Source organism: Streptacidiphilus sp. PAMC 29251 (genome assembly GCF_054208735.2).
Genome location: NZ_CM135725.2, coordinates 2,174,264 through 2,196,999 on the forward strand (window position 1 = coordinate 2,174,264; position 22,736 = coordinate 2,196,999).

At 72.8% G+C, this 22,736-nt stretch carries 10 protein-coding genes and 1 pseudogene; 3 read left to right on the forward strand and 8 right to left on the reverse strand.

What is annotated here, in order from left to right; translation table 11 throughout:
* Window positions 1-10 precede the first annotated feature (10 nt).
* From ACXKR8_RS10220 to ACXKR8_RS10230, 3 genes are all read right to left on the reverse strand, one after another.
* Window positions 11-9,157: a type I polyketide synthase gene (locus tag ACXKR8_RS10220; RefSeq protein ID WP_458272586.1), complete on the reverse strand. Its 9,147-nt coding sequence runs from the start codon at window positions 9,155-9,157 to the stop codon at window positions 11-13.
* A gap of 146 nt (window positions 9,158-9,303) precedes the next feature.
* Window positions 9,304-9,474, reverse strand: coding sequence for a helix-turn-helix domain-containing protein (locus tag ACXKR8_RS10225; protein WP_462100438.1), 171 nt, complete (start codon window positions 9,472-9,474; stop codon window positions 9,304-9,306).
* Complete coding sequence (locus tag ACXKR8_RS10230) at window positions 9,447-12,011, reverse strand: AAA family ATPase (RefSeq protein ID WP_462100439.1); 2,565 nt, start codon at window positions 12,009-12,011, stop codon at window positions 9,447-9,449. The genes ACXKR8_RS10225 and ACXKR8_RS10230 overlap by 28 nt, the downstream gene beginning before the upstream one ends.
* 452 nt (window positions 12,012-12,463) lie before the next feature.
* Between ACXKR8_RS10230 and ACXKR8_RS10235 the strand changes: the two genes are divergently transcribed.
* Both ACXKR8_RS10235 and ACXKR8_RS10240 read left to right on the forward strand, forming a co-directional pair.
* On the forward strand, window positions 12,464-12,844 hold the full coding sequence (locus tag ACXKR8_RS10235) for a hypothetical protein (RefSeq protein ID WP_458272588.1): 381 nt from the start codon (window positions 12,464-12,466) through the stop codon (window positions 12,842-12,844).
* A 129-nt stretch (window positions 12,845-12,973) separates the two neighbouring features.
* Window positions 12,974-14,300, forward strand: a pseudogene (locus ACXKR8_RS10240) (GNAT family N-acetyltransferase).
* On the opposite strand, the gene glmS reads toward ACXKR8_RS10240, so the two are convergent.
* The 3 genes from glmS to lnt all read right to left on the reverse strand — a co-directional run bounded on the left by glmS (window position 14,287) and on the right by lnt (window position 18,082).
* Entirely contained in the window at window positions 14,287-16,113 is a 1,827-nt protein-coding gene (glmS, locus tag ACXKR8_RS10245; protein WP_458272589.1) for a glutamine--fructose-6-phosphate transaminase (isomerizing), read from the reverse strand. The pseudogene ACXKR8_RS10240 and the gene glmS sit on opposite strands and share 14 nt — an antisense overlap.
* A gap of 45 nt (window positions 16,114-16,158) precedes the next feature.
* Window positions 16,159-16,422 (reverse strand): hypothetical protein, encoded by a 264-nt coding sequence (locus ACXKR8_RS10250; RefSeq protein ID WP_458272590.1) that lies wholly within the window; start codon window positions 16,420-16,422, stop codon window positions 16,159-16,161.
* 88 nt (window positions 16,423-16,510) lie between these two features.
* Complete coding sequence (gene lnt, locus ACXKR8_RS10255) at window positions 16,511-18,082, reverse strand: apolipoprotein N-acyltransferase (protein ID WP_458272591.1); 1,572 nt, start codon at window positions 18,080-18,082, stop codon at window positions 16,511-16,513.
* 198 nt (window positions 18,083-18,280) lie between these two features.
* Here lnt and ACXKR8_RS10260 point away from each other — a divergent pair, with 198 nt between their 5' ends.
* The gene (locus ACXKR8_RS10260; protein ID WP_458272592.1) at window positions 18,281-18,544 is read left to right on the forward strand and encodes a hypothetical protein; all 264 of its coding nucleotides are present in this window, start codon (window positions 18,281-18,283) and stop codon (window positions 18,542-18,544) included.
* 10 nt (window positions 18,545-18,554) lie between these two features.
* Here ACXKR8_RS10260 and ACXKR8_RS10265 read toward each other — a convergent pair whose 3' ends face one another.
* Together ACXKR8_RS10265 and ACXKR8_RS10270 are read right to left on the reverse strand one after the other, a co-directional pair.
* Window positions 18,555-19,538 carry a phospholipase D-like domain-containing protein gene (locus ACXKR8_RS10265; protein WP_458272593.1) on the reverse strand — a complete coding sequence of 328 codons (984 nt, stop codon included), beginning with the start codon at window positions 19,536-19,538 and terminating at the stop codon, window positions 18,555-18,557.
* A gap of 182 nt (window positions 19,539-19,720) precedes the next feature.
* The gene (locus ACXKR8_RS10270; protein ID WP_458272594.1) at window positions 19,721-22,735 is read right to left on the reverse strand and encodes a tetratricopeptide repeat protein; all 3,015 of its coding nucleotides are present in this window, start codon (window positions 22,733-22,735) and stop codon (window positions 19,721-19,723) included.
* Window position 22,736: the final 1 nt, after the last annotated feature.

The following is a 22,736-nucleotide window of genomic DNA, read 5'->3' on the forward strand; positions in this document are numbered from 1 at the left end:
TCGGCCTCTCTCAGGAAATTCCGAGCTCGTTGTGCAGGAAGTCGAAGATCTCGTCGTCGCCGACACCGGCAATCCGGTCGGCGATGTCGTCGGCGGCCACCGGGGCCACCGCCACGTGCGGGCTCCTGGCCGGCCGGTCCTCGGGGACCAGCCGTTCGCGCAGATGAGCCGCCAGGGCAAGCGGCGTGGGGTGGTCGAAGACGGCGGTGGTGGGGAGGCGCAGACCCGTCGCGGCGTTGATCCGGTTGCGCAGTTCGATGGCTCCGAGCGAGTCGAACTCGGCGTCCATGAAGCCGATTTCGGGGCGGATCGCGTCCGGTCCCGGGTGGCCGAGCACGGTGGCGGCGTGGGACCGCACCAGGACGAGCAGCAACCGCTCCTGCTCCGGCTTCCGTTTGCCTTCCAGCCGCTGCAGCAGTTCCGCCACCTCGTCGACGGCGGCGGTTGCGGTGACGGCCGGGGCCGGACGGCTCCGGACCAATCCGCGTAGCACCGGAGCGACCTCGGCGGCCGCTCTGGCACCGGTATCGATCGCGGCGGGTGCAAGAGTGGCGAAGGGGCTGTCGAGGGCGGCGTCGAAGAGGTCGAGGGCGTGGGCGGTGGTCATGGGCGCGAGCCCGGTCCTGGCCAGCCGCTCCGCTTCGGTGCGGCTGAGCCGGGCGGCGAGGCCTCCGGCCTCGGCCCAGTGCCCCCAAGCCAGCGAGACGGCCGGCAAACCGCGGCTTCGCCGGTGCTGGGCCAGTCCGTCCAGATAGGTGTTGGCGGCGGCGTAGTTGGCCTGGCCGGGGTTGCCGAGCAGACCGACCGCCGAGGAGAACAGGACGAACGCGGCCAGATCCAGGTGCTCGGTGGCCCGGTGCAGGTTCCAGGCCCCGGCGGCCTTGGGGCGGGTGACCCGGGCCAGCCGCTCGGGGGTGAGCGAGGCCAGCAGCACATCGTCCAACACCCCTGCGGCGTGGATGATCCCGGTCAGCGGGTGCTCGGCCGGAACCGCTGCGAGCAGCGCCGCCACCGCGTCGGGGTCGGCGGTGTCACCGGCGGCGATGGTCACCTTGGCGCCCAGGGCGGCGAGTTCGGAGCGGAGTTCGGCTGCTCCTGGCGCGGATTCACCTTGACGGCTCGTCAGGACAAGGTGTCGCACGCCGTGATGAGTCGTCAGCCGACGGGCGACGAGTCGTCCCAAGGTGCCGGTGCCGCCGGTGACCAGCACGGTTCCCTCAGGAGCGAGAGCGACCGGGAGGGTGAGGGCGAGCTTTCCGGTGTGTCGGGCCTGGCTGAGCCGGCGCAGGGCCTGCTTCGCCTGCCGCACGTCCTGGGCCTGAACGGGGAGTGGCGTGAGCGCACCGCTGGCGAACAGGCCGCCGAGGACGGCGAGGATCTCGCCGATCCGGCCCGGGTCGACGTCGAAGAGGTCGAAGGCCTGGTAGGTGGCCCCGTTGTGGTCGGCCGCCACGACGGCCGGGTCGCGCGGGTCGGTCTTGCCCATCTCGATGAAGCGGCCCCCGGGGGCCAGCAGTCGCAGCGAGGCGTCGGTGAATTCCCTGGCCAGGGAGTTGAGCACGACGTCCACACCACGGCCCGCGGTCACCCGGCGGAAGTCCTGCTCGAACTCCAGCGTCCGGGTCGAGCCGATGTGGTCACGGTCCAGGCCCTGCCCTCGCAGGGTGTCCCACTTGGCCGCGCTCGCCGTTCCGAACACCTCGGAGCCGCTGTGCCGGGCGAGTTGCACGGCGGCCTGGCCGACACCCCCGGTGGCGGCGTGCACCAGCAGGGACTCTCCGGGCCGCAGTCCTGCCAGGTCATAGAGACCGTGATAGGCCGTCAGGAAGGCCACCGGCACGGAGGCCGCCTGCGCAAAGGTCCAGCCGTCGGGGATCCGGACCAGGAGACGGTGGTCGGTCACCGCGATCGGTCCCAGCGTGCCCTGGACCAGGCCCATCACCCGGTCGCCGACCCGCAGTGCAGTGACTGCTCCGCCGGTCTCCAGGACGATGCCCGCGCCCTCCGCGCCGATGCTGGCACCGCCCGGGTACATCCCCAGCGAGATCAGCACATCGCGGAAGTTCAACCCCGCCGCACGCAGCGCGATCCTGACCTCACCGGCCTTGAGAGGACGGGTGGTCTCCGGCGCCGGGAGCAGCGCCAGGCTGTCGATGCTGCCGGGGGTCTCGGTGTCCAGCCGCCAGGCGTTGGTGCCGGTCGGTGGGACGAGGGCATCGGAGCCGCGCACCGGGACCAACCGGGGAGCGAACAGCTCCCCGTCCCGCAGTGCGAGTTGAACCTCGCCCGAGGCGATGGCAGCCGGCACGGCAGCCTGGCTCTCGGCCGTGCCGTCCAGGTCCAGCAGCAGGAAGCGGTTGGGGTGTTCGGCCTGCGCGGTGCGGACCAGGCCCCAGACGGCGGCGGCGGCCGGGTCGGGGACGTCCTCGCCCGGGTGGGTGGCGAGGGCGCGGTGGGTGGCCAGCACCAGCCGGTTCGGCCCCGCCTCCTCCTCGGCCAGCCAGGAGTGCAGCAGTTCCAGCGTCTCCGCGGCACTCTGTACCCGGGAGACCACGACGCCGACCGGGACGGGCGGTGCCGGCGAGGTGACCGGCAGCGGCTGCCAGTCGAGCCGGTAGCCGGTGTCGGCCGCGGTGGCTGCCACCGTCCGCAGGGTGAGCGAGTCCACTGTCGCGACGGGCGCGCCGGTGCTGTCGGCGAGATCCAGGGCCACGGTGTCACGGCCGGTCGGCCGGATCCGCACCCGCAGCGCGGAGGCGCCGTACCGACGCACCGCCACTCCGGCCCAGGCAAAGGGGACGCGGGGGCCGCTAGTCGGACCCTCAGCCTCGTTCGGCAGGAGACCGACCACGGCGTGCAGGGCGGCGTCGAACAGGGCAGGGTGCAGCCGGAATCCGGAAGCCTCGGTGGACCCGCCGGCGACCTCGGCGAATACCTCGTCGCCGAGCCGCCAGGCGGCCGTGAGGCCGCGGAACGCGGGTCCATAGCCGTAGCCGAGGTCGGCCAGCCGCTCATAGAGCCCGCTGACGTCCACTGCCACCGCCCCGACCGGCGGCCAGGCCTCCACGTCGGTGCTGGGGGTAGCGACGGCGTCGGCGAGGGTGCCGGCAGCGTGTCGGGTCCACTCCCCCGCCGGGCCGCCCGCGGTCGCCTCCGCGCGGGAGTGCACTCGAACTGATCTGCGTCCGCTGTCGTCGGGACCGCCGACGGAGACCCGGAGCTGCACCGCGCCGGTCGCGGTCAGCACCAGCGGCGCCTCCAGGCCCAGTTCCTCCACCAACCGCCCGCCGGAGCGCACCGCCGCGTCGACGGCCAGTTCCAACAGCGCCGTGCCCGGCAGCAGCACCCGGCCGCCGACGGCATGATCCGCCAGCCATGGGTGGGTCCGCAGCGACAGCCGCCCGGTCAGCAACAGGCCTTCGCTCTCCGGGAGTTCGACGGCCGCACCGAGCAACGGGTGATCGGCGGCGTCCAGTCCGGCTGTGGCAGGAGCAACCGTGGTGGGCTGGTCCAACCAGTGCCGGGTGCGCCGGAACGGGTAGGTGGGCAGCGCAACCTCGCGCAGCTGCCGTCCGGCGAATGCGGCGGACCAGTCCACCGGCACGCCTTGGACGTGCAGTTGAGCCAGCGCGTCGGTGAAGGCCTCGGTTTCGTCCCGGTCCTTGCGCAGTGCGGCGACGACCGTACGCTCGGTGTTCTCGTCGTCCAGGGTCTCGTTCACCAGGGCGGTGAGCACCGGCCCAGGTCCGAGTTCCAGGTACGCGGAGACGCCCAGCGCGTCCAGCGCGCTCACTCCGTCGTGGAAGCGGACGGCCTCCCGGATGTGCTGGACCCAGTACTCCGGGTCGCGTAGCTGCTCCGAAGTCGCCAGTGCGCCGGTGAGGTTGGAAATGACCGGGATCCGCGGCTCGGCGAAGTCCAGCCCGGCCGCGACCCTGCGGAAGTCGTCAAGGACGGCGTCCATGTGCGGGGAATGAAAGGCATGGCTGACCTGCAGCAACTTCGTCCGTCGACCCCGTGCGCGCCAAGTATCGGCGAGCCGCTGGACCTCATCGGCGTCACCGGAAATCACCACGGACGTCAGCCCGTTGATCGCCGCGATAGCAACTCGACCAGCCAACTCGGCTAGCGACGGGGAGAGTTCACCCTCAGTAGCTTGAAGCGCAGCCATCGCGCCCCCGGCCGGCAGCGCCTGCATCAGCCGCCCGCGGGCCGCGACCAAGGTGACGGCGTCGGGCAGGGTCAGCACGCCCGCTAGGTGAGCAGCCGTCAGTTCACCGATCGAGTGGCCGATCAGATGCGTCGGCCGTACCCCGAACGACTCGGCCAGCCGGAACAGCGCGACCTGCAGGGTGAACAGCGCCGGCTGGGTGTAGGCGGTGCTGTCCAGCAACGCGGCCCGCGCGCTGCCGGGTTCGGCGAACATCACCTGCCCGAGCGGGACGTCCAACTCGGCGTCGAACAGTGCCGCTGTGGTGTCGAAGGTTTCGGCGAAAACCGGGTACGCAGCTCGCAACTCACGCCCGGCGCCGAGCCGCTGACTGCCCTGACCGGACAGCAGAAAGGCCGTGCTGACAGCCCGTCGAGCCTCACCGCTCCGCACACCGGGCACGGTCACCCCGGCGGCGAGGGCCTGCAACCGCTCGACCCGCTCCGCCCGCGTGCCGCCCACCAGCACGGCGCGGTGGTCGAACCGGGCCCTGCGAACGGCCAGTGCATGGCCGATGTCGGCGACCGTGGCCTCGGACGAGTCGGCAAGCTGCGCCGCCAACCGTTTAGCCTGGGACCGCAGTTCGTCCTCGCCCCGCGCCGACAGCACCCACGGCGCCACGGTATGGTCCGCATCCGGACGCCCGGTCTCGACCCGCTCCGGTGCGGCCTCCAGGACCAGATGCGCGTTGGTGCCGCTGATCCCGAACGAGGAGACCCCGGCCCGGCGCGGACGCGCGTCCTGCGGCTGGGGCCAGGCGGTGGTCACGTCCGGTACGGTCACCGCCCCGGTCGACCAGTCGACATGCGGCGATGGCCGGTCGAAGTGCAGGGTGCCGGGCAGTTCGCCGTGCCGCATCGCCTGCACCATCTTGATGACACCGGTCACCCCGGCCGCCGCCTGGGTGTGGCCGATGTTGGACTTCAGCGAGCCGAGCAGCAGCGGCCGGTCCTCCTCCCGCCCTTGCCCATAGGTGGCGAGCACAGCCTGGGCCTCGATCGGGTCGCCCAGCGCGGTGCCGGTGCCATGCGCCTCGACCGCGTCCACCTCGGTGCCGTCCAGCCCGGCGGCCAGCAGCGCCTGCCGGATCACCCGCTCCTGCGCGGGGCCGTTGGGGGCGGTCAGCCCGTTCGAAGCACCGTCCTGGTTGACGGCGGAGCCGCGGATCAGGGCCAGCACGGTGTGTCCGTTGCGCCGGGCGTCGGAGAGCCGCTCCAGCAGCAGCAGGCCGACCCCCTCGGCCCAGGCGGTGCCGTCCGCGGCCGCCGCGAACGGCTTGCAGCGCCCGTCGGCGGCGAGCCCGCGCTGGCGGCTGAACTCAGTGAACATGCCCGGTCCCGACATCACCGCGACCCCGCCCGCGATGACCAGGTCGCTCTCCCGCTGCCGCAGCGACTGCGCGGCCAGGTGCAGCGCCACCAGGGACGAGGAGCAGGCCGTGTCAACGCTGATCGCGGGCCCTTCCAGGCCCAGCACATACGCCAGCCGCCCGGAGGCGACGCTGGTCAGGCTGCCGGTGAGGCCGTGCCCCTGGTGGCCCTCCGGCGTCTCGTGCAGCCGGGGCCCGTAGTCCTGCGGCGTCACCCCGACGAACACGCCGGTACGGGTCCGCCGCAGGTCCGCAGGGAGGATGCCGGCCCGCTCGACCAGCTCCCAGGAGGACTCCAGCAGCAGCCGCTGCTGCGGGTCCATCGCCGCCGATTCGCGCGGGCTCAGGCCGAAGAAGGCGCCGTCGAAGCGGTCCGCATCGTAGAGGAAGCCGCCCTGCCGGGTGGAGGAGGTGCCGGGACGCAGGCCCTCCGGGTCGTAGAGGCCGTCGAGGTCCCAGCCGCGGTTGTCGGGGAAGTCGCCGATGGCGTCGCGTCCGGAGCGCAGCAGTTCCCACAGCGCCTCGGGGTTGTCCGCCCCACCGGGCCAGCGCCCGCTCATGGCCACGATCGCCACCGGGTCGTCCTCGGGGACGGCACGCTTTTCCGGAACGGTCAAGCTGCTTGACGGTTCCTCAGGACGCGCCAGTGCCCGCAGATGGTCGGCCACCGCGCGCGGGGTGGGCCGGTCGTAGGTGAGCGTGGTGGGCAGGGCCAGGCCGGTCGCCGTGGCCAGCCGGTCGCGGAACTCCACGGCCGAGACCGAGTCGAAGCCAAGGTCCTTGAAGGTCCGGTCCGGGTCGACGGCCTGCGCCGAGGGCTGGCCGAGGATGATGGCAGCGCTGGTCCGCACGGTGTCGAGCAGCGTGGCATCGTCGTCCAAAGCCCGTTCCGGAGCAGGGGCCGGAGCAGGGGCAGAAGCCGGAGCGGCCGGAACAGGAGCAGACACCGGCTGCACCCGCCCCGCCGAGGTGTCGAACCACAACCGCCGTCGCTGGAACGCATAGGTCGGCAGTTCCACCCGGCGGGCGTCCGGACCGTAGAACGCGGCCCAGTCCACCCGACCACCGCGCACATGCAGCTCGGCGACAGCGGTGTGGAACTGCCGCAACCCGCCCTGGTCCCGGCGCAGCGTCCCGGTGACGGCGGCCGTCCCGTCCAGGATCTGGCCGAGGCCGACGGTGAGCACCGGGTGCGGGCTGCTCTCCACGAACGCCCGGTGCCCGTCCGCATGGGCGGCCCGGACCGCGCGGTCGAACTCCACGGTCTGCCGCAGGTTGCGGAACCAGTAGTCGGCGGTCAGTTCGGTGGTGTCGAGCCGGCCGCCGGTGACCGTCGAGTAGAACGCGGTGCGGGTGGCCCGCGGCCTGATGTCCGCGAGCAGGACCGGCAGCCGCTCCCGCAGCGGCTCCACCTGCGGGGAGTGCGAGGCGTAGTCGACCGGCACCAGACGGGCTCGGACGTCCTCCTCCTGGTAGGACGCGACCAGCTCCTCCACTGCTGCCCGGTCGCCGGACACCACGGTCGCCGAGGGCCCGTTGACGGCCGCGACGCCCAGCCGGTCGCCCCAGCGGCCCAGCCGTTCCCGGACCTCGGCCGCCGGCAGCGGCACCGAGGCCATCCCACCCGTCCCCGCGCCGCCGAACTCGGCGATGGCCCGGGCCCGCAGCGCGACAATGGCGGCGGCGTCCTCCAGCGAGAGCCCACCGGCCACATGCGCGGCGGCGATCTCGCCCTGCGAGTGACCGATGACGGCGTCGGGGTAGACCCCAGATGCCTGCCAGAGCGCGGCCAGCGAAACCATCACCGCGAACAGCGCAGGCTGCACCACGTCGACCCGGTCCAGGCCGGGCGCCCTCGGTTCGCCGAGCAGGACGTCGACCAGCGACCAGTCGGTGTGCGGGGCGAGCGCGGCGGCGCAGGCCCGGATGCTGTCGGCGAAGACCGGGGCGGTACGGAACAGTTCCCGGGCCATGCCGTCCCACTGGCTGCCCTGCCCCGGGAAGACAAACACCGTGCCGGCGCCGCCGTGCACCGTCCCCCGCACCAGCCCAGGAGTCTGCTGATCCAGCGTCAGCGCCCTTAGTAAGGAGAAAAGTTCACTACGATCAGCGCCCAGCACCACCGCCCGGTGCTCGAACGCGGTCCGACTCGTCCCCAGCGAGAATCCCACGTCCAACGGGTCGAGATCCGGCTGCTCCACCCGCGCCAGCAGCCGCGCAGCCTGCTCCCGCAGCGCCTCCGGACTGCGCGCCGACAGCGGCCACACGGTCTCCGCCGCGCCACCAAACCCCCTGCCCAACACAGGCGCGGGCGCAGCCTCGGCCACCACCACATGGGCGTTGGTCCCGCCCACCCCGAACGAGCTGACGCCGGCGATCAGCGGACGGTCCGGCCGCGGCCACGCCCCCGACTCGGTGCGGACCCGCAGCGCCAGCGTCTCAAAGGCGATGTCCGGGTTCGGTGTGCTGAAGTTCAGGCTGGCCGGCAGCCGACGGTGCTGGACGCTCAGCACCACCTTCAGCAGCCCGACGATTCCCGAAGCACCCTCCAAGTGACCGACGTTGGTCTTCGCGGAGCCCACCAGCAGCGGTTCGTCCACCGCCCGCCCGGTGCCCAGCGCCGCCCCCAGCGCAGCCGCCTCGATCGGGTCGCCGACCCGCGTCCCCGTGCCGTGCAGCTCGACGTACTGCACCCGCAGCGGGTCCACCCCGGCCCGCTCGACGGCCGTCCGCACCAGCTCCGCCTGCGCGGTCGCGCTGGGGACGGTGAGACCGTCCGTCGCGCCGTCGCTGTTGACCGCGCTGCCCAGCAGCACCGCCCGCACCGGGTCGCCGTCCGCGAGCGCCCGGGCCAGCGGCTTGAGCACCAGCAGCACCGCGCCCTCGCCCCGGACGTAGCCGTTGGCGCGGGCGTCGAAGGTGAAGCAGCGGTGGTCGGGCGAGAGCGCGCCGAAGCGGTCGACGGTGAGCGTGCTGTCAGGGGCGAGGTTCAGGTTCACCCCGGCCGCGAGAGCCACCTCCGACTCGCCGCTGCGCAGGCTCTCAACCGCCAGGTGCACGGCCACCAGCGAGGAGGACTGGGCCGAGTCCACGTTCAGGCTGGGCCCGCGCAGGTCGAGGGCGTAGGAGACGCGGTTGGCGATGATGCCCCGGTTGAGGCCGGTCAGGCTGTGCCGGGTGACCGCGGCGGGCGCGTGCTGGTGGACCAGGGTGGCGTAGTCGCCGGCGATGGAGCCGACGAAGACGCCGGTCCTGCTGCCGGCCAGCTGCCGGGGCAGGGTGCCCGCGTCCTCCAGCGCCTCCCAGGCCAGTTCCAGCACCAGCCGCTGCTGCGGGTCGGTGGCCGCCGCCTCGGCCGGCGAGATGCCGAAGAACTCGGGGTCGAACCCGTCGACCTGCTCCAGATAGCCCCCGGGACGCACCCCGCCGCCCGCGACAACCCGCCGCCCGGCCGGCTCTCCGATCGCGTCGCTGCCGCTGTCCAGCAGCCGCCAGAAGGCCTCGGGATCGGCCGCGCCAGGGAGCCGGCAGCCGTACCCGATCACCGCGACCGCTTCCGTGGCACCGGTTGCGGGCACGGGCGAGGTTGCGGGCACGGGCGACTTCGACTGCTCCTGGCGGGCCATCGCGAGCTTCCACTCCTGAGTAGGGCCGTCTCTTCCGGTTCCCAAGTCTTCCTAGAACGCGGAAGGGCAATAACCCCTCAGACCCCCCTATGGACCCCCTACCCGGCCAATTCGCGGCTGCCGTCCAGGGAGAACCGCAGGTCCACCCGACGACGGACTCCGAGCTTGCGGTAGACCCGGGTCAGGTGCTGCTCCACGGTGCTGACGGTGATGTAGAGCTTGCGCGCGATCTCACGGTTCGTCAGCCCGTGCACCGCCAGCTCGGCCACCCGCCTCTCGGCGTCGCTGAGTTGGGTCGGGTCCCCGTCCGGAACGGCCGCCGTGGCCTCGAACGGGAACAGCTGGGGGGCGTGCTGGCGCGGGCGAGTTGACGGGACGACAACTGCCGCGCCCGCCGCTCGGCCGGACGGCCCCGGCCGGGGTCGCCCTCCGCGTGGTGCGCACGGCCCAGTTCGGCGAGGACCTCGGACGCGCCCGCCTCGTCGCCCGCGGCCTCCAGCGCCTCGACCGCGCGTTCCAGCAGCCCGGCCCGCTCGTGCTCGGCCCCGGCCGACGCGCGGACCCGCAGCGTCATGCCGCGCACCCGGGCGTACCCGGCCGGTCCCAGGTCGGCGAGCTGGCGGTCGGCCTGGGCCGCTGCCGCGTGCGGCCGGTCCAGGGCGAGGTGGGCCCGGGCGGCGCCGAGCCGCCAGGGCACCACACCCGGCAGGTGGTCGATGCCCCACCGGGCCAACGCGTCGCCGCAGGCCTGGAACTCGGCCAGGGCCTCCTCCGCGCGGCCCACCGCCAGCAGATAGCCGCCGCGGGCATACCGGTAGTGCACCCCGGCCGGGGTGCGGAACATCTCCTCGGGGACGGGCAGGGCCAGGTAGGCCTCGGCGTCCTCGTAGCGGCCCAGTTCGGTGCGGGCCGTGATCATGGTGGACAGCGGGAAGCCGACCGCGACACCCCAGTGCTCGGGGCGGATCCGGGCGAACGCCGCGCGGGCGGCCTCCTCGGCCCGGCGCGGGTCGCCCCGGCGCAGCGCGGTCTCGGCCAGCAGCGCCGAGAACAGCGCCTGCGCGTGCGGGTCGCCGTGCACGTCGGTGCGCCGGGCGAGCGGGCCGCACCAGTGCTCGGCCCGGTCCGCGCGGTCCCCGTAGACCAGTACGGTCAGCGCGGCGGTGAGCGACTCGACCGGGGTACGGCCGAGCCGGGCCTCACGGAGCACGGCCTCGGCCCTGAGCACCGCGTCCGGCAGCGGCGTGCCGTCGAACAGCGCGCCCAGGATCCGCAGCCCGTCCTCGGTCCCGGACCAGCCCGCGCCCTGGAGCGGCTCCGGCGGGAGCAGGACCGGGTACCAGTAGTCGAGCCAGGGCCGGATCCTCCGGCCGCCCTCCGCCCCGAGCCCGTCCAGGGCGGCGACCCCCTCGTCCACCCGGCCGTGCCAGAACAGGTACTTGACCGCGGCGATGCCGTCCTGCGGACCGCCTTCGGCAGAGGCGCCGGGCAGCGAGGGCACGCAGTGAATGACCACGGCGTCGTCGACCGAGCCGTCCGACGCGACCACCGCCTCAAGCACCGACTCGGGCTCCGCCTCCGACGCTTCCGACTCCTCTGGCTCCTCGGGCACGCCGACGACCTCCCAGGGCCCGAGCCGGTGCCCGTCCGCCGCGCGCACCTGCTGCTCCACCTCCTGGACCCCCGCGCCCGCCGCCCGCAGCAGGTACGCGGCCCGCCGGTGCAGCGCGGCGAGATCCTCCGGCTGCACCGCCGCGAGCAGGTCCCCGCCCCCGGTGGGGTGGCGGAAGCCGCCGCCCGCGAACAGTCCGGACGCGTGCAGCAGGTAGAAGGCGCGGTCGAGCGACTCGGGGGCGAGCAGCAGCAGGTCGGCGAGCAGCTCGGGTTCCGCGGGACCGCCCAGCACGGCGACCCCGCGCGCGCAGCGCAGCGCCAGCGGGTCCATCCGGTGCAGGCAGTTCATCAGGCCGCGGCGGTAGCTCTCGCCGACGACGAGTCCCTGCCCGGTGTGCTCCGGATCCTGGTCCTCCAGCAGCGCGTGCACCAGCAGCGGGTTGCCGCCGGTGAGGGCGTGCGCCTCGGCCGCGAGCCGGCGGCCGGTGTGCTCGCCGAACCGGTCCTGCAGCACGTCGGCGACCTGACCCGGGGTCATCACCAGCAGCTTGACCATCCGGTGGTGCGGCTGGCGGGCCAACTCCACCTCGAAGAAGGGGTTCGGCGGGGTCATCGTCTCCCGTGAGCTGAGCAGCGTCAGCACCCGGGCGTTCCTGGTCCGGCGGACCATGTAGAGCAGGAACTCCAGCGACTGCACGTCCGCGTCCTGCCGGTCGTCGACGGCGAGGACCAGCGGCGACTGCTCGGCGAGCCGCAGCAGGATGGTGCACAGCCCGTTGAGCGCGCGCACCGACGGTCTCAGCATGGTGGTGTCCGACGGGGGACGGGTCCGCGGGTCGACCGGTACCAGGTCCTCCAGCAGCCGTTCCGCCTCGTCCCGGTCGTCGGGGTCGAGATCCGCGCTCTGGAAGATCTGCCGGGCCACGCCCAGCGGGAAGTCACGCTCCAGCGGGGACCCGGTGGCGACCAGCACCCGGGCGCCGCCGGCCGCGGCGAAGTCCGAGAAGGCGTGCAGTAGTTCACTGCGACCGCTGCCCACCGAACCGTTCAGGGCGACGACCCCGCCGGCGCCGCGGACCGTGCGCTCCAGGGCGCAGCGGAGTTGCGCGAACTCACGGTCGCGTCCGGTCGGGGCGAAACTCGGGGCGTGACGGGGGGCATCGGTTGCGGGCTGTGCGGGAGACGTGGACATCCGCTCTCCTGGAGCAGGGCAGGACCGGGACGCGCGACGCTGCGCTCCCCCATCGTGCAAGGGGCCGTGAACGGGGTTGCCGAGCAGATGCAGACCCCGGCAACCGCGTCACGCGGGCCTGGTGGTGGTTCTCTGCACATGCTGAAAGAACGTCAGGGGCCTTGCGGCCGACGGTCTCAGCGACAGAGGGAACCGGCGTGTCGGACCAGGTCGATGTCGAGCCTGGCCACCAGCCTGAGCCGAACGGCATTGCTGCCGTGCACTCGCTGCATGACCGACTCCCCGTCCCCGACTCCACCATCTGCGTGCATTGTCCGGTCCGAGTGTAGGAATCCCTGGTCCACCACGTCAATCGACCCCTGCCCCCAGGCAGCTGACCAGCCTCCACTGTCAGTCCCCGGTGCGACAATTGAGGGAGTAAGCAGGTCCCCTTCACCACTTGGGAGACACGGATGAAGAGCTCCATCGGAACCGCCGTCAGCTTCCTCCCGCCGGGCACTCCGAGCGATGTCTGCTCCGCCTGGAACCGCGCCGCCCTCGCCGCTACCATCGCCACCAAGGCCAGCCGGCTCGGCCTGGGCTCCGACCTGTCCGAGTCCCAGATGGCCGGCCTGGCCCAACTCGTACGCGACAGCGAAGGCGACCGCAAGCCCCGACCCCTGTCCGCCAGGACCCGGGCCGCGATACGCGCCGCCCTGCGCCCGCCGCTCACCGCCGAGAACGACCCGGCCCAGGTCGCCGCCGCCGTCTTCGCCGCCCTCCCCGACACCCCCCTCCCGATCACCGCCGACGACGGACGCCGCTACTACCTGATCGCCGTCCCCGCCGTCTGAGACCTCCGCAATCCGCGTCGAACCCGTAAGCGGAATCCGAAATTACGGACAAACCAGAACCAAAGAGTCTTAACGTTCTGGTCATGATCCGTTTGTGATCACGAAACACCGGTTCGGCAGGATGCTTTCATGGACAACCTGACGAACCGCAAGCACCAGGCGAAGCACCACTGGCGTCGCGACACAGTGGAGCTCTCCGCGGTGTTCCTGGCCGTGGCTCTGGCCGATCTGATCGCCAATGTCGTGGTGCACGGCCATGACGGTCCGGTGCTGCTGGTGGCCTCGGCGCTGGCGCTGATGGCGACGGCCGGCTGGCACAGCTGGTGGAAGCAACGCCATCCAGACGCCCCGCCGGGGCCCGCCCCGGGCGACATCAGCGGGGCCTCAGGCGGGGTCGGATCAGCCCCGCTGCCCATCGAGGAGCAGGCGCTGTGGCGGATCCGGGCCACCGTGCCCGACGCCCCCGGCAGCCTGGCCGGGCTGTGCCGGGCGCTGGCCGACCTGCCGGTCAACATCATCTCGATGCAGGCGCACCGCTCGCCGAGGACACCGTGGACGAGTTCGTGGTGCAGGCCCGCGCCGACACCGCCGCGGCGGAGATCACCCGCGCCGTGGTCGCGGCCGGCGGCACCGAGGTCTGGCTGGAGCGCGCCGACGCCCACGACCTGGTGGACGTGCCGACCAGGATCCTCAACCTCGCCACCCGCACCGCCCTGGACGCCGCCGAACTGCCGCTCGCGCTGCGGGCGCTGTTCGGCCGCTGCAGCATCCGCTCGCTGCCCGCCGAGATCGACGAGGACGAGCTGGACGGCAGCGCCATGCGGCTGCGCGACCCGTCCGGCGGCGTGCTGGTGGTCACCCGGGACGAGCCCCGTTCACGCCGACCGAGTTCGCCCGCGCCCGCGCCCTGATCGAGCTGGACGCCCAGCTGGGACCCCGCGTCCCGGACACCCGCGACCTGCTCACCCTCGCGCCGAAGGACGAGCTGACCGTCCGCCGCGCCGACCCCTCCGACCGGGCCGCCGCCGTCGCCCTGCACGACCGCTGCAGCGCCGGGACGCTGCGCCGCCGCTACCACGGCCCGGTCAACGACAGCGACCGCTACCTGGGCCACCTGCTGGAGCCCCGCTTCGGCCAGACCCTGACCGCGGAGACGCCGGACGGCGACCTCGTCGCGCTCGCCCACCTGATGTGGGACGACGACAGCGCCGAGATCGCCGTGCTGGTCGAGGACGCCTGGCAGCGCCGGGGCCTGGGCTCCGAGCTGGTGCGCCGGCTGGTGGAGCTGGCCCAGGACGCCGGGATCGGCGAGGTCTACGCGGTCACCACCGCGTCCAACAGCGGCATGATCGCCACCCTGCGCCGGCTCGCCGTCCCGCTGGACTACCAGGTGGAGGACGGCACCCTGGTGATCACCGCCCACCTGACGATGGAACCAGCCGCTACTCGACGGTGACGCTCTTCGCCAGGTTCCGCGGCTTGTCGACGTCCCGCTCCAGCGCCACCGCCGCGTAGTAGGCGAACAGCTGGAGCGGGATGCCGAGCAGGATCGGGTCCAGCTCGGGCTCGTTCTTCGGGACCAGGATGCAGTCCTCGGCCAGCTTGGGGTCCGGCGCGGTGTGGCCGACCATCAGCACCGGGCCGCTGCGGGCCCGGATCTCGCCCATCGCGGTGAGGTTCTTGTCCCGCAGCTCGTCGTCCGGGACGATCGCCACGGTCGGCAGGTCGGGGCCGATCAGCGCCAGCGGCCCGTGCTTGAGCTCGCTCGCCGGGTAGGCCTCCGCGTGCACGTAGGAGACCTCCTTGAGCTTCTGCGCCCCCTCGCGCGCCACCGGGTAGCCGCGCACCCGGCCGATGAACATCATTCCCTCGTGGCCCGCGTACTTGGCCGCGAGGTCGGCGATCACCTTCTCCTGCTCCAGGATCTGCCGGATCTGGTCCGGGATCGCCTTCAGCCCGGCGCAGATCCGGCGGCCGTCGGCCGGGGAGAGGTCGTGCACCCGGCCCAGGTGCAGCGCGATCAGCGCGAAGGCGATGGCGGTGGAGGTGAACGCCTTGGTCGAGGCGACCGAGATCTCCGGGCCCGCGTGCAGGTACATCCCGCCGTCGCACTCGCGGGCGATGGCGCTGCCCACAGTGTTGACCACGCCGAGCACCTTGCCGCCCTTGCGCTTGATCTCCTGGACCGCGGCCAGGGTGTCATAGGTCTCGCCGGACTGGCTGACCGCGATGTAGAGGGTGTCGGCCTCGATCACCGGGTTGCGGTAGCGGAACTCCGAGGCGGGCTCGGCGTGGGCGGGGATCCGGGCCAGCTCCTCGATCAGCTGCGCGCCCAGCTCGCCCGAGTAGTACGCCGAGCCGCAGCCGAGGATCTTCACCCGGCGGAAGGCGCGGGCCTCCCGGGCGTCCATGTTGAGGCCGCCCAGGTGCGCGGTGGAGAAGCGCTGGTCGATCCGGCCGCTGAGGGTGCGCTCGACCGAGGTCGGCTGCTCGTGGATCTCCTTGACCAGGAAGTGGGCGTGGCCCGCGGTGTCGTAGGAGGCCTCCTCCCAGTCCACGGTGGAGGGCTGCTTCGCGGTGGCGCGGGCGTCCTCCTGGGTGAAGGTGTTGAAGCCGTCGGCGCGGACGGTGGCCAGCTCGCCGTCGTCCAGGTGCACCACCTGGCGGGTGTAGCGGACCAGGGCGGCGACGTCGGAGGCGGCGAACATCTCCTTCTCGCCGATGCCGAGCACGATCGGGCTGCCGTTGCGGGCCACCACGATCCGGTCCGGCTGGTCGGCGTCGATGACGGCGATGCCGTAGGTGCCGACGATGCGCTTGAGGGCGGCCCGCACGGCGTCCTCCAGCTCGACCCCCTCGGTGGCGAGGCCGGCGATCAGGTGCGAGAGCACCTCGGTGTCGGTCTCGGACTGGAACACGCAGCCGTCGGCCTGCAGCTTGGCGCGCAGCTCGTCGGCGTTCTCGATGATCCCGTTGTGGACCACCGCGATCCGCTCGGCCCCGTCCAGGTGCGGGTGCGAGTTGGCGTCGCTGGGCACGCCGTGGGTGGCCCAGCGGGTGTGGCCGATGCCGGCCTTGCCGGTGAAGCGCGCGGGGACGAGCGCGGCCAGCTCGGCCACCCGGCCCTTGCTCTTGCGCACCTTGAGCGCGCCCTTGGCCGCGACGGCGACACCGGCGGAGTCGTACCCCCGGTACTCGAGCCGCTGGAGTCCTTCCAGCAGGATGGGCGCGGCGTCCCGGGGACCGATATAGGCGACGATGCCACACATACGGGGCTCCTTCTTTGAGGGTGAGGAGGAGTGAGCGGAGAACGGTCAGCCGTAGATCAGCCGACGCAGTTGGCGGGCGGACAGCTCGGGCGCTCGCACGCGCCGTTGCCGCAGTTCCGCCGCGATCCGCTCGAAACAACGGTCATTGGTCAGTCCGCGCGCCTGCAGCTCGGTGTGGCGGCGGCGCACGTACTCGTCGGTGCTCTCGGCGAAGTACGCGAGCACGTCGGCGACGACGCGGGCCGCCTCGTTGGGACCGAGCGCGGTGGTACGCGCCAGGTGGTCGAGGAGGTCCTCATGACTGGACACGAGGGAAGACCTTACGCAGATCTACTCATGAAACCAATATTCCTGCCCGAAATCGGGCAGGAAACCTCCCGACCGCTTGATTCACCCATCAGTGGCCGCGTCGGCGGCGGGCCAGCAGCAGGGCGCCGGCGCCGGTGACGGCCAGCAGCAGGCAGCACAGCGAGGGCAGCCAGTTGCCCCAGCGGTCGTAGAGGGTGGTGCCGGTGGCCAGCGGCATCCGGTAGGTGGTGGTGCCCCGGTCGTCGGTGCCCATCGGCTCGCCGATCCGGCGGCCCAGCGGGTCATAGGCGACGCTGACCCCGGTCAGCGTCGCCTGCACCACCGGACGGCCGGTCTCGGCGGCCCGGAAGGCGGCGAGCGAGGCGTGCTGCTCGGGCGCGGCGGTGTCCTGGAAGCTGGAGGTGGACGACTGGATCACCACCAGCTGCGCCCCCTTCCGCACCAGCGCCCGGCTCATGTCGGGGAAGGCCGACTCGAAGCAGACCAGCGGCCCGATCTTCAGCGTCCCGCCGCCCGGCTCCGGCACGGTCATCACCACCGGGGTGTCGCCCCGGCGCCGGTCCACCGCGGCGGCCTTGGAGAACGAGGTGATCCAGCCCAGCACCGGCCGCATCGGGATGTACTCGCCGAAGGGGACCAGCCGGATCTTGTCGTAGCGCTGCCCGGTCAGCCCCTGCGGGTCGACCAGCACCGAGCTCTTGTAGATCGCCCCGTTCGGCCGGGCCGCGTCCACATTGACCAGAAGGTCCGCGCCGGTCTGCGAGGACAGCCCGGCCAGTTGCGCGACCAGGTCGGGACGGGTCGCCAGGTCGTAGCCGAGGCTGCTCTCACCCCAGACCACCAGGTCGGGGCGGGTGCCGATCAGGCCGCGGGTGAGCGCCTCGCCGCGGTCGGTGCGGTCGTCCAGCGTGGCCGAGCCGCCCGGCTGGACCACCGCGATCGACACCGTCCGGCCGGTCAGCCGCGGCTGCGGGGCCCAGGCCAGAGCAGCGAGGGCGCCGGCCGCCAGCACCGCGACCGTGCCGTAGGCGACGAAGGAGCGGCCCCAGGCGGCGATCAGCACCACCACGGCGGTGTTGACCACGACGATCAGCAGGCTGTCCAGCCACACCCCGCCGACCGAGGCCAGCACCAGCGCCACATGCTGCTGGTACTGGCTGGCCCCGAGCAGGCCCCAGGGGCCGCCGAGGTACTGCCAGGAGCGGATGGTCTCGATCGCCAGCCAGCCGCACGGGACCAGGACCACCGCGGCGGCCGCCCGTCCCGCGTCCGGCCTGCCCCGCAGCAGCCGCCAGACCAGCCAGCCCCAGGGCGCCCAGAACGCCCCGAGCAGCCCGGCCAGGACCAGGATCGCCACGCTCAGGGTGGGGATCAGCCAGCTCATCACCCCGATCAGGAAGCCCAGGCCGCCCCACCAGCCCAGCACCATCGCCCGCCGCGCGGTCGGCGCGGCCCGCAGCACCAGCATCAGCGGCACCAGGCAGACATAGGCGAACCACCACCAGCCGACGGTGGGGAAGATCAGCACCGGCAGCGCCCCGGTCGCGGCGGAAAGCAGCGGCATCCTCGAACGCCGGACGAACCGGGTCAGCCGACCGGGCTCCCCGGCGGCCGCCGCCCCGGCTTCCGCCTTGGCCGGTTCGGCGGGCCCCGGTTCCACGGGCCCAGATTCGGCCTCCGCGGTCCGATCTCCGCTCGGGCCCCTCCCGGCGACAAAGCTCACGTTCGGTCCTCTCGCTGAACAACCAACCCAGTCTCGGCGCATTCCCGCTGATCAGCACCTTGAACATGCCAATCCTCGCAGACGCCGCTTCCCCCTGCGGCATCGCTGGTGCACCCTGGAGACAGGGAGGCTGACATGGCATCACGTCCGGAACGTCACGGGAGCCGTCGCCGCCGCACCCGGCGGGTGCTGGCGCACGGGGCGCGCCAGGTGGTGATCGCCCTGGGCGCGCCGATGCGGTTCATGGCGAGCCATGTGCCCTTCTGGTCGGCCGGCGCCGGCCGCGAGGACCGCGGCCCCGGTGGCTGGAGCCCACCGTCGGCGGGCGACCGCGAACCCCGGCGCCCCAAGCCCGGACCCCCGGCGGACGCGATCGCCCTGACCGAACCACGCGGCTGAACAGCAGGCGTCAGGCCGCCGCGCCGCCCGCGTAGTCGCTGGCGAAGGCGGTCTCGATCACGGATTCGACCGCGGTGTCGGTGAGGATGATGCCCAGCTCGCGGTTGTTGCTGAGCGAGTTGCTGGTGATGTTCATCGATCCCGCCTCGACCTTCGCCGTGGACAGGCCGTAGTCCGCGACCAGCGCTTTCGCGTGAATGTAGTAGCCGGTGCTGGAGGAGTAGCCGCGGACGGTGCCCCCGGCCGCCTTCACCTTGGAGACCTCGGAGGAGTAGTCGCCTGGGCTCTCCAGCACCACCCGCACGGTGACCCCCGCCTTGGCCCGGGCCACGATGGCGTTCACCACGGTGCTGTCGCTGAACTCCTCCTCCTCGACGTCCAGGGTCTTCGTGGCGCCGTTGATCACCGTGAGCAGCCGGCTCCGGGAGTCGGTCGGGGACCACAGCAGGTCGGTGGCGTCGCCCGGGGTGACCGCGGTGTGGGCGTAGTCGGCGGCGAAGACCTTCTCGATCGCCGCGACATCGGCGGCGTTGGAGTCGAAGACCCCGTAGTCGCGGCTGGTCGGGTAGTACTTCGCGGTGAGGTTGCCGGTGAGGATCAGCGACTTGGTTCCGTCGACGGTGATGGTCTTCTGGTGGGTGTAGACGTACGAGGTGGAGGAGTAGACGACACCGACGCCGGCCGCCTTGAGGGTCGAATAGGCGGAGGCGTTGGTCGAGGTCTCCTGGCGGTCCAGGATCACCCGGACGGTGACGCCGGCCTTCTCCCTGGCCACCAGGTCGGCGACCGCGGTGCTGTCGCTGAGCTCGTACATGGTCATGTCGAGCGTGCTGCTCGCCGAGTTGATGAAACTGTAGATCGTCGGCTCGCTGCCGCTGAGCGAGAAGGCGAACGCCGAGTAGCTGCCGGCCGCGTGCGCGGGGACGCTGCCGCCGAACGCAGCGGCGCCCACGGCGAGGGCTATCCCGGCACGGCGTATGGAGGGACGAGTCATCGGTGTCTCCCGGGAGACTTGATGGGTCGTCAGGCCCGCTGGACTGACGCGGGACCAGAAGACCACGCGCGTAGAACCGACGGAAGACATCTCCGGTTAACTTGACATGTCCATACGTCTACGCGCGTATTGCTTCACCCTCATCCGGCCCGCCCACGCGGGGCGGGCCGGACACGCCACGCTCAGTCGGCTGCGGCCTGCTGCTCCAGCCAGGCCAGTACCGCTGCAGCTCGCTGGCCAACCTGGGCCAGCGCCTCGCCCGCCTCCTCGGCCAGCGCCTGGACCTGCTTGAGCTCGGCGGCAGCCACCCCGTGCCGGCCGGTCTCGATCCGGATCCGGGCCGCGTCCAACCGCGCCTGGGCGCTCAGCGCCGGGCCCGGGTCCGCGCAAGCGGCGAAAGCCTCGGCGGCGGTGCGGTAGGCCTCCCATGCCTCCTCATAAAGGGCAGCCTGCAGCTCAGGGGTGATCGCGAGTCCGTTCCACCCCTCGTCCTCGGCCACGTCCCGGAGCAGCCCGCCCAACTGGCGCCAGGTATCGGCCTGCTCGCGGCGCAGTTCCTCCGCGTCCTCAACCGGAAGCGCCGGGTCGGCGATCGCGGCCCTGGCCGCGGCCTCGGCCTGCAGCATCAGCGCCCGGCCCGGGTCCGCGTCGCGTCCCCTGCTGAAGCTCAGCCAGGCCCGGGCCCGGAGCGTGCGGACCACCATGCCCGGCACCCCTGCCTCCGCCCACAGCCCCTGTGCCCGTAGATACACGGCCTCGGCCTGCTCGGCGCGACCGGCCGCGCTCAGCGCCTCCGCGGTGTTGGAGGCCAGCTGCGCCGAAGGATAGGGCTCACCCCAGCCGTCGACGATCTGCGCGGCCCGCGCGAACTGCTCCGCCGCCTCGGCGTGTTCGCCCAGCTCGCCCAGCGACTGCCCCAGCGCCCGCCGGGCCGCGACCTCGGCCCGCTCACCACGGGCGATCAGGTCCGGCAGGGCGGCCTGCAGCACCTCGGCGGCCTCGGCGTGCCGTCCCAGGGCCTGGTAGCAACCGGCCAGCCGGTGCCGGGCGGCCGTGCCCTCGGCTGCGGCCAACCCGGCCTCGTCCAGCCAGCGGGTGGCCTCCAGCGCATGCTGGACCGCCTGCTCATGGGCCCCGCGATGGCTGAGCAGATCGGCCAGCAGCAGCTGGGCGCGTCCGGCGTCCTCGGCGCCGAGGAAGCCCTCGCCGTGCCGCAGCGCCTCCTCCGCGGCGGCCTCGGCCGCGGCCAGGTCGCCCAGTTGGGCGTGCACCCGGGCCAGCGGGAGCAGCATCTCGGCCGCGTCCCAGGGCTCCTCGGCCAGCAGATAGGCGTCCGCGCTCGCACGCAGCGCCGGCAGCATCAGCTCGAACTCCGGCTCGGCCAGCCCGGCCCGGTTCCGGTGCACATCACCGAGCAGCCCGTGCATCGAACGGATCTCAGCCGCTCCCGCCCCCTCTGCCCGGCCGATGGCCTCGATCGCCTCGACCGTCTCGGCGAGGGCCTCCTCCACCTCCGCCCGGGCCAGATCCTGTTCGGCCCCCGGCTCGCTGCTGTCGCCGACCAGGACGCTCAGCACCCGGGTCCGGCAGAGCTGCGCCACCGCCAGATTGCGGGCGCTGCCCCGGCCCGCGGCCAGCGCGGCGCGGGCTGCGGCCACCGCGGTCTCGGCCCGCCCCCGGGCCTGCTCGACCCGCCCGGCGAAGGCGGTGGCGAGGGCAGCGCGCCCCTCGCCAACTGCGGCGTCACCGTCCTGACCGATGGCCCGATAGGCCTCCGCCGCCTCCTCGAAACAGAGCACAGCCGCCTCCGCGTCCTCGGCCGCCCCGCGAATGCCGCGCTGGGTGGCGAGCTCGGCCCGCAGCAGGCCGTCTGGAACCCGGTCCCCCAGCGCGGCCTCGACCGCGAGCCAGGCCTGACGGGTCGTCGGATGGCCGATCTCCCGCAGCCGCCGGGCCTCGGCCACCAACTCCTCGAACGACGCGCTCCCCGAAACCGAAACCGAAGGCGAGACCGAAACCGGCACCGAACCCCCCAACACCGCGCTCACCCCCAGCGGCAACCGCTCCAGCACCGGCTGCTGCCGGATCCGCCGTTCACTGTCCGCCGAGACCGAGTCCGTGCCATTGCGCCGGTCGAACCGCCCGGTCAACTCACTCCGCAACGACTCGCAGTGCTCCCGCAACGAGGCCACCGTCCAACTGCCGCCCTGCGGAACCGAAGCAGAACCCGAAGCAGAACCCGACGTCGGCCCCGAGGTCGCCCGCTCGCCCAGGCCCAGCCCGATCAGCCGGTCGAGCAGCAGCACCGCCGCCTCCAACAGCGACAGCACGCTGTCCGGGTTGCCGCCGGCCACCAGGTACCGGGCGTGCTCGGCCAGGATCTCCAGGCCGCGCGCCTCATTGCCGGTGAGCGCGCAGAACTCGATGTGCCGGCCGACCGTGGCCAGCAGGCTCTCATTGCCCCGCGCCATCCGGTAGCCGCGCAGATGGTTGGTCCGGGCCTGGTCGATCCGGGCCGGATCGCTGCCGCCCAGCCGCAGCAGCGGCAGCAGCGCGTAGGAGAGCACCCGGTGCGGCTCCTCGGCGCAGGTCAGCCGCCCGGCCAGGACCTCGGCCCAGCGCTCCAGGGCCAGTTCGTCGCGGCCCTGGAAGGCCTCCCAGCGGCCCTGGCTGCCGGCCTCGCAGGCGTGGCAGTTGCTCATCCGGTCGCGGTCCCCGGCCAGCCAGTCGGTGTAGGCGGCCTCGGCCCGCGGGATGTCGCCCAGATGCCAGGCGACGAAGAACTCCTCGGCCCGCACCGTCCGGCTGCGGTATCCGGCGAGCCGGTAGCGGCGCTCCATCTCGCCGAGCCACTGCTCGATCGAGGCGAGCGGGATGTCCGGGTAGTCGATCATGCTCCCGGTGACCCACTTGAAGCGCCAGAACAGCTCGTAGGCCATCTGGTCGTCGAAGCGGCCCGGGTCCTCGTCCCACATCTGCAGCATCCGGGCGAAGGGCACGAACATCTTGCCGCGCTCGGCGCTGTACTCGTACGCGGTGATCAGCTGGGACAGCGTCTCCAGCAGCAGCGCGGTGTCGCCGGTGTCCTCGGCCTGCGCCACCAGTTCCTCGGCCCGGGCGTTGCGGGCCGTGCCGTTGGGGGCGCGGTGGTTCTCCCACACCGCGGCCCGGATCTGCTCGATTCGGTCGTCGGTCATG

Bases quoted from the DNA above. Each gene is read 5' to 3' on its own strand.
- ACXKR8_RS10230 (WP_462100439.1), bottom strand. From the start codon at position 12,011: ATGTCCACGTCTCCCGCACAGCCCGCAACCGATGCCCCCCGTCACGCC.
- ACXKR8_RS10235 (WP_458272588.1), top strand. From the start codon at position 12,464: ATGAAGAGCTCCATCGGAACCGCCGTCAGCTTCCTCCCGCCGGGCACT.
- glmS (WP_458272589.1), bottom strand. From the start codon at position 16,113: ATGTGTGGCATCGTCGCCTATATCGGTCCCCGGGACGCCGCGCCCATC.
- ACXKR8_RS10260 (WP_458272592.1), top strand. From the start codon at position 18,281: ATGGCATCACGTCCGGAACGTCACGGGAGCCGTCGCCGCCGCACCCGG.
- ACXKR8_RS10265 (WP_458272593.1), bottom strand. From the start codon at position 19,538: ATGACTCGTCCCTCCATACGCCGTGCCGGGATAGCCCTCGCCGTGGGC.
- ACXKR8_RS10270 (WP_458272594.1), bottom strand. From the start codon at position 22,735: ATGACCGACGACCGAATCGAGCAGATCCGGGCCGCGGTGTGGGAGAAC.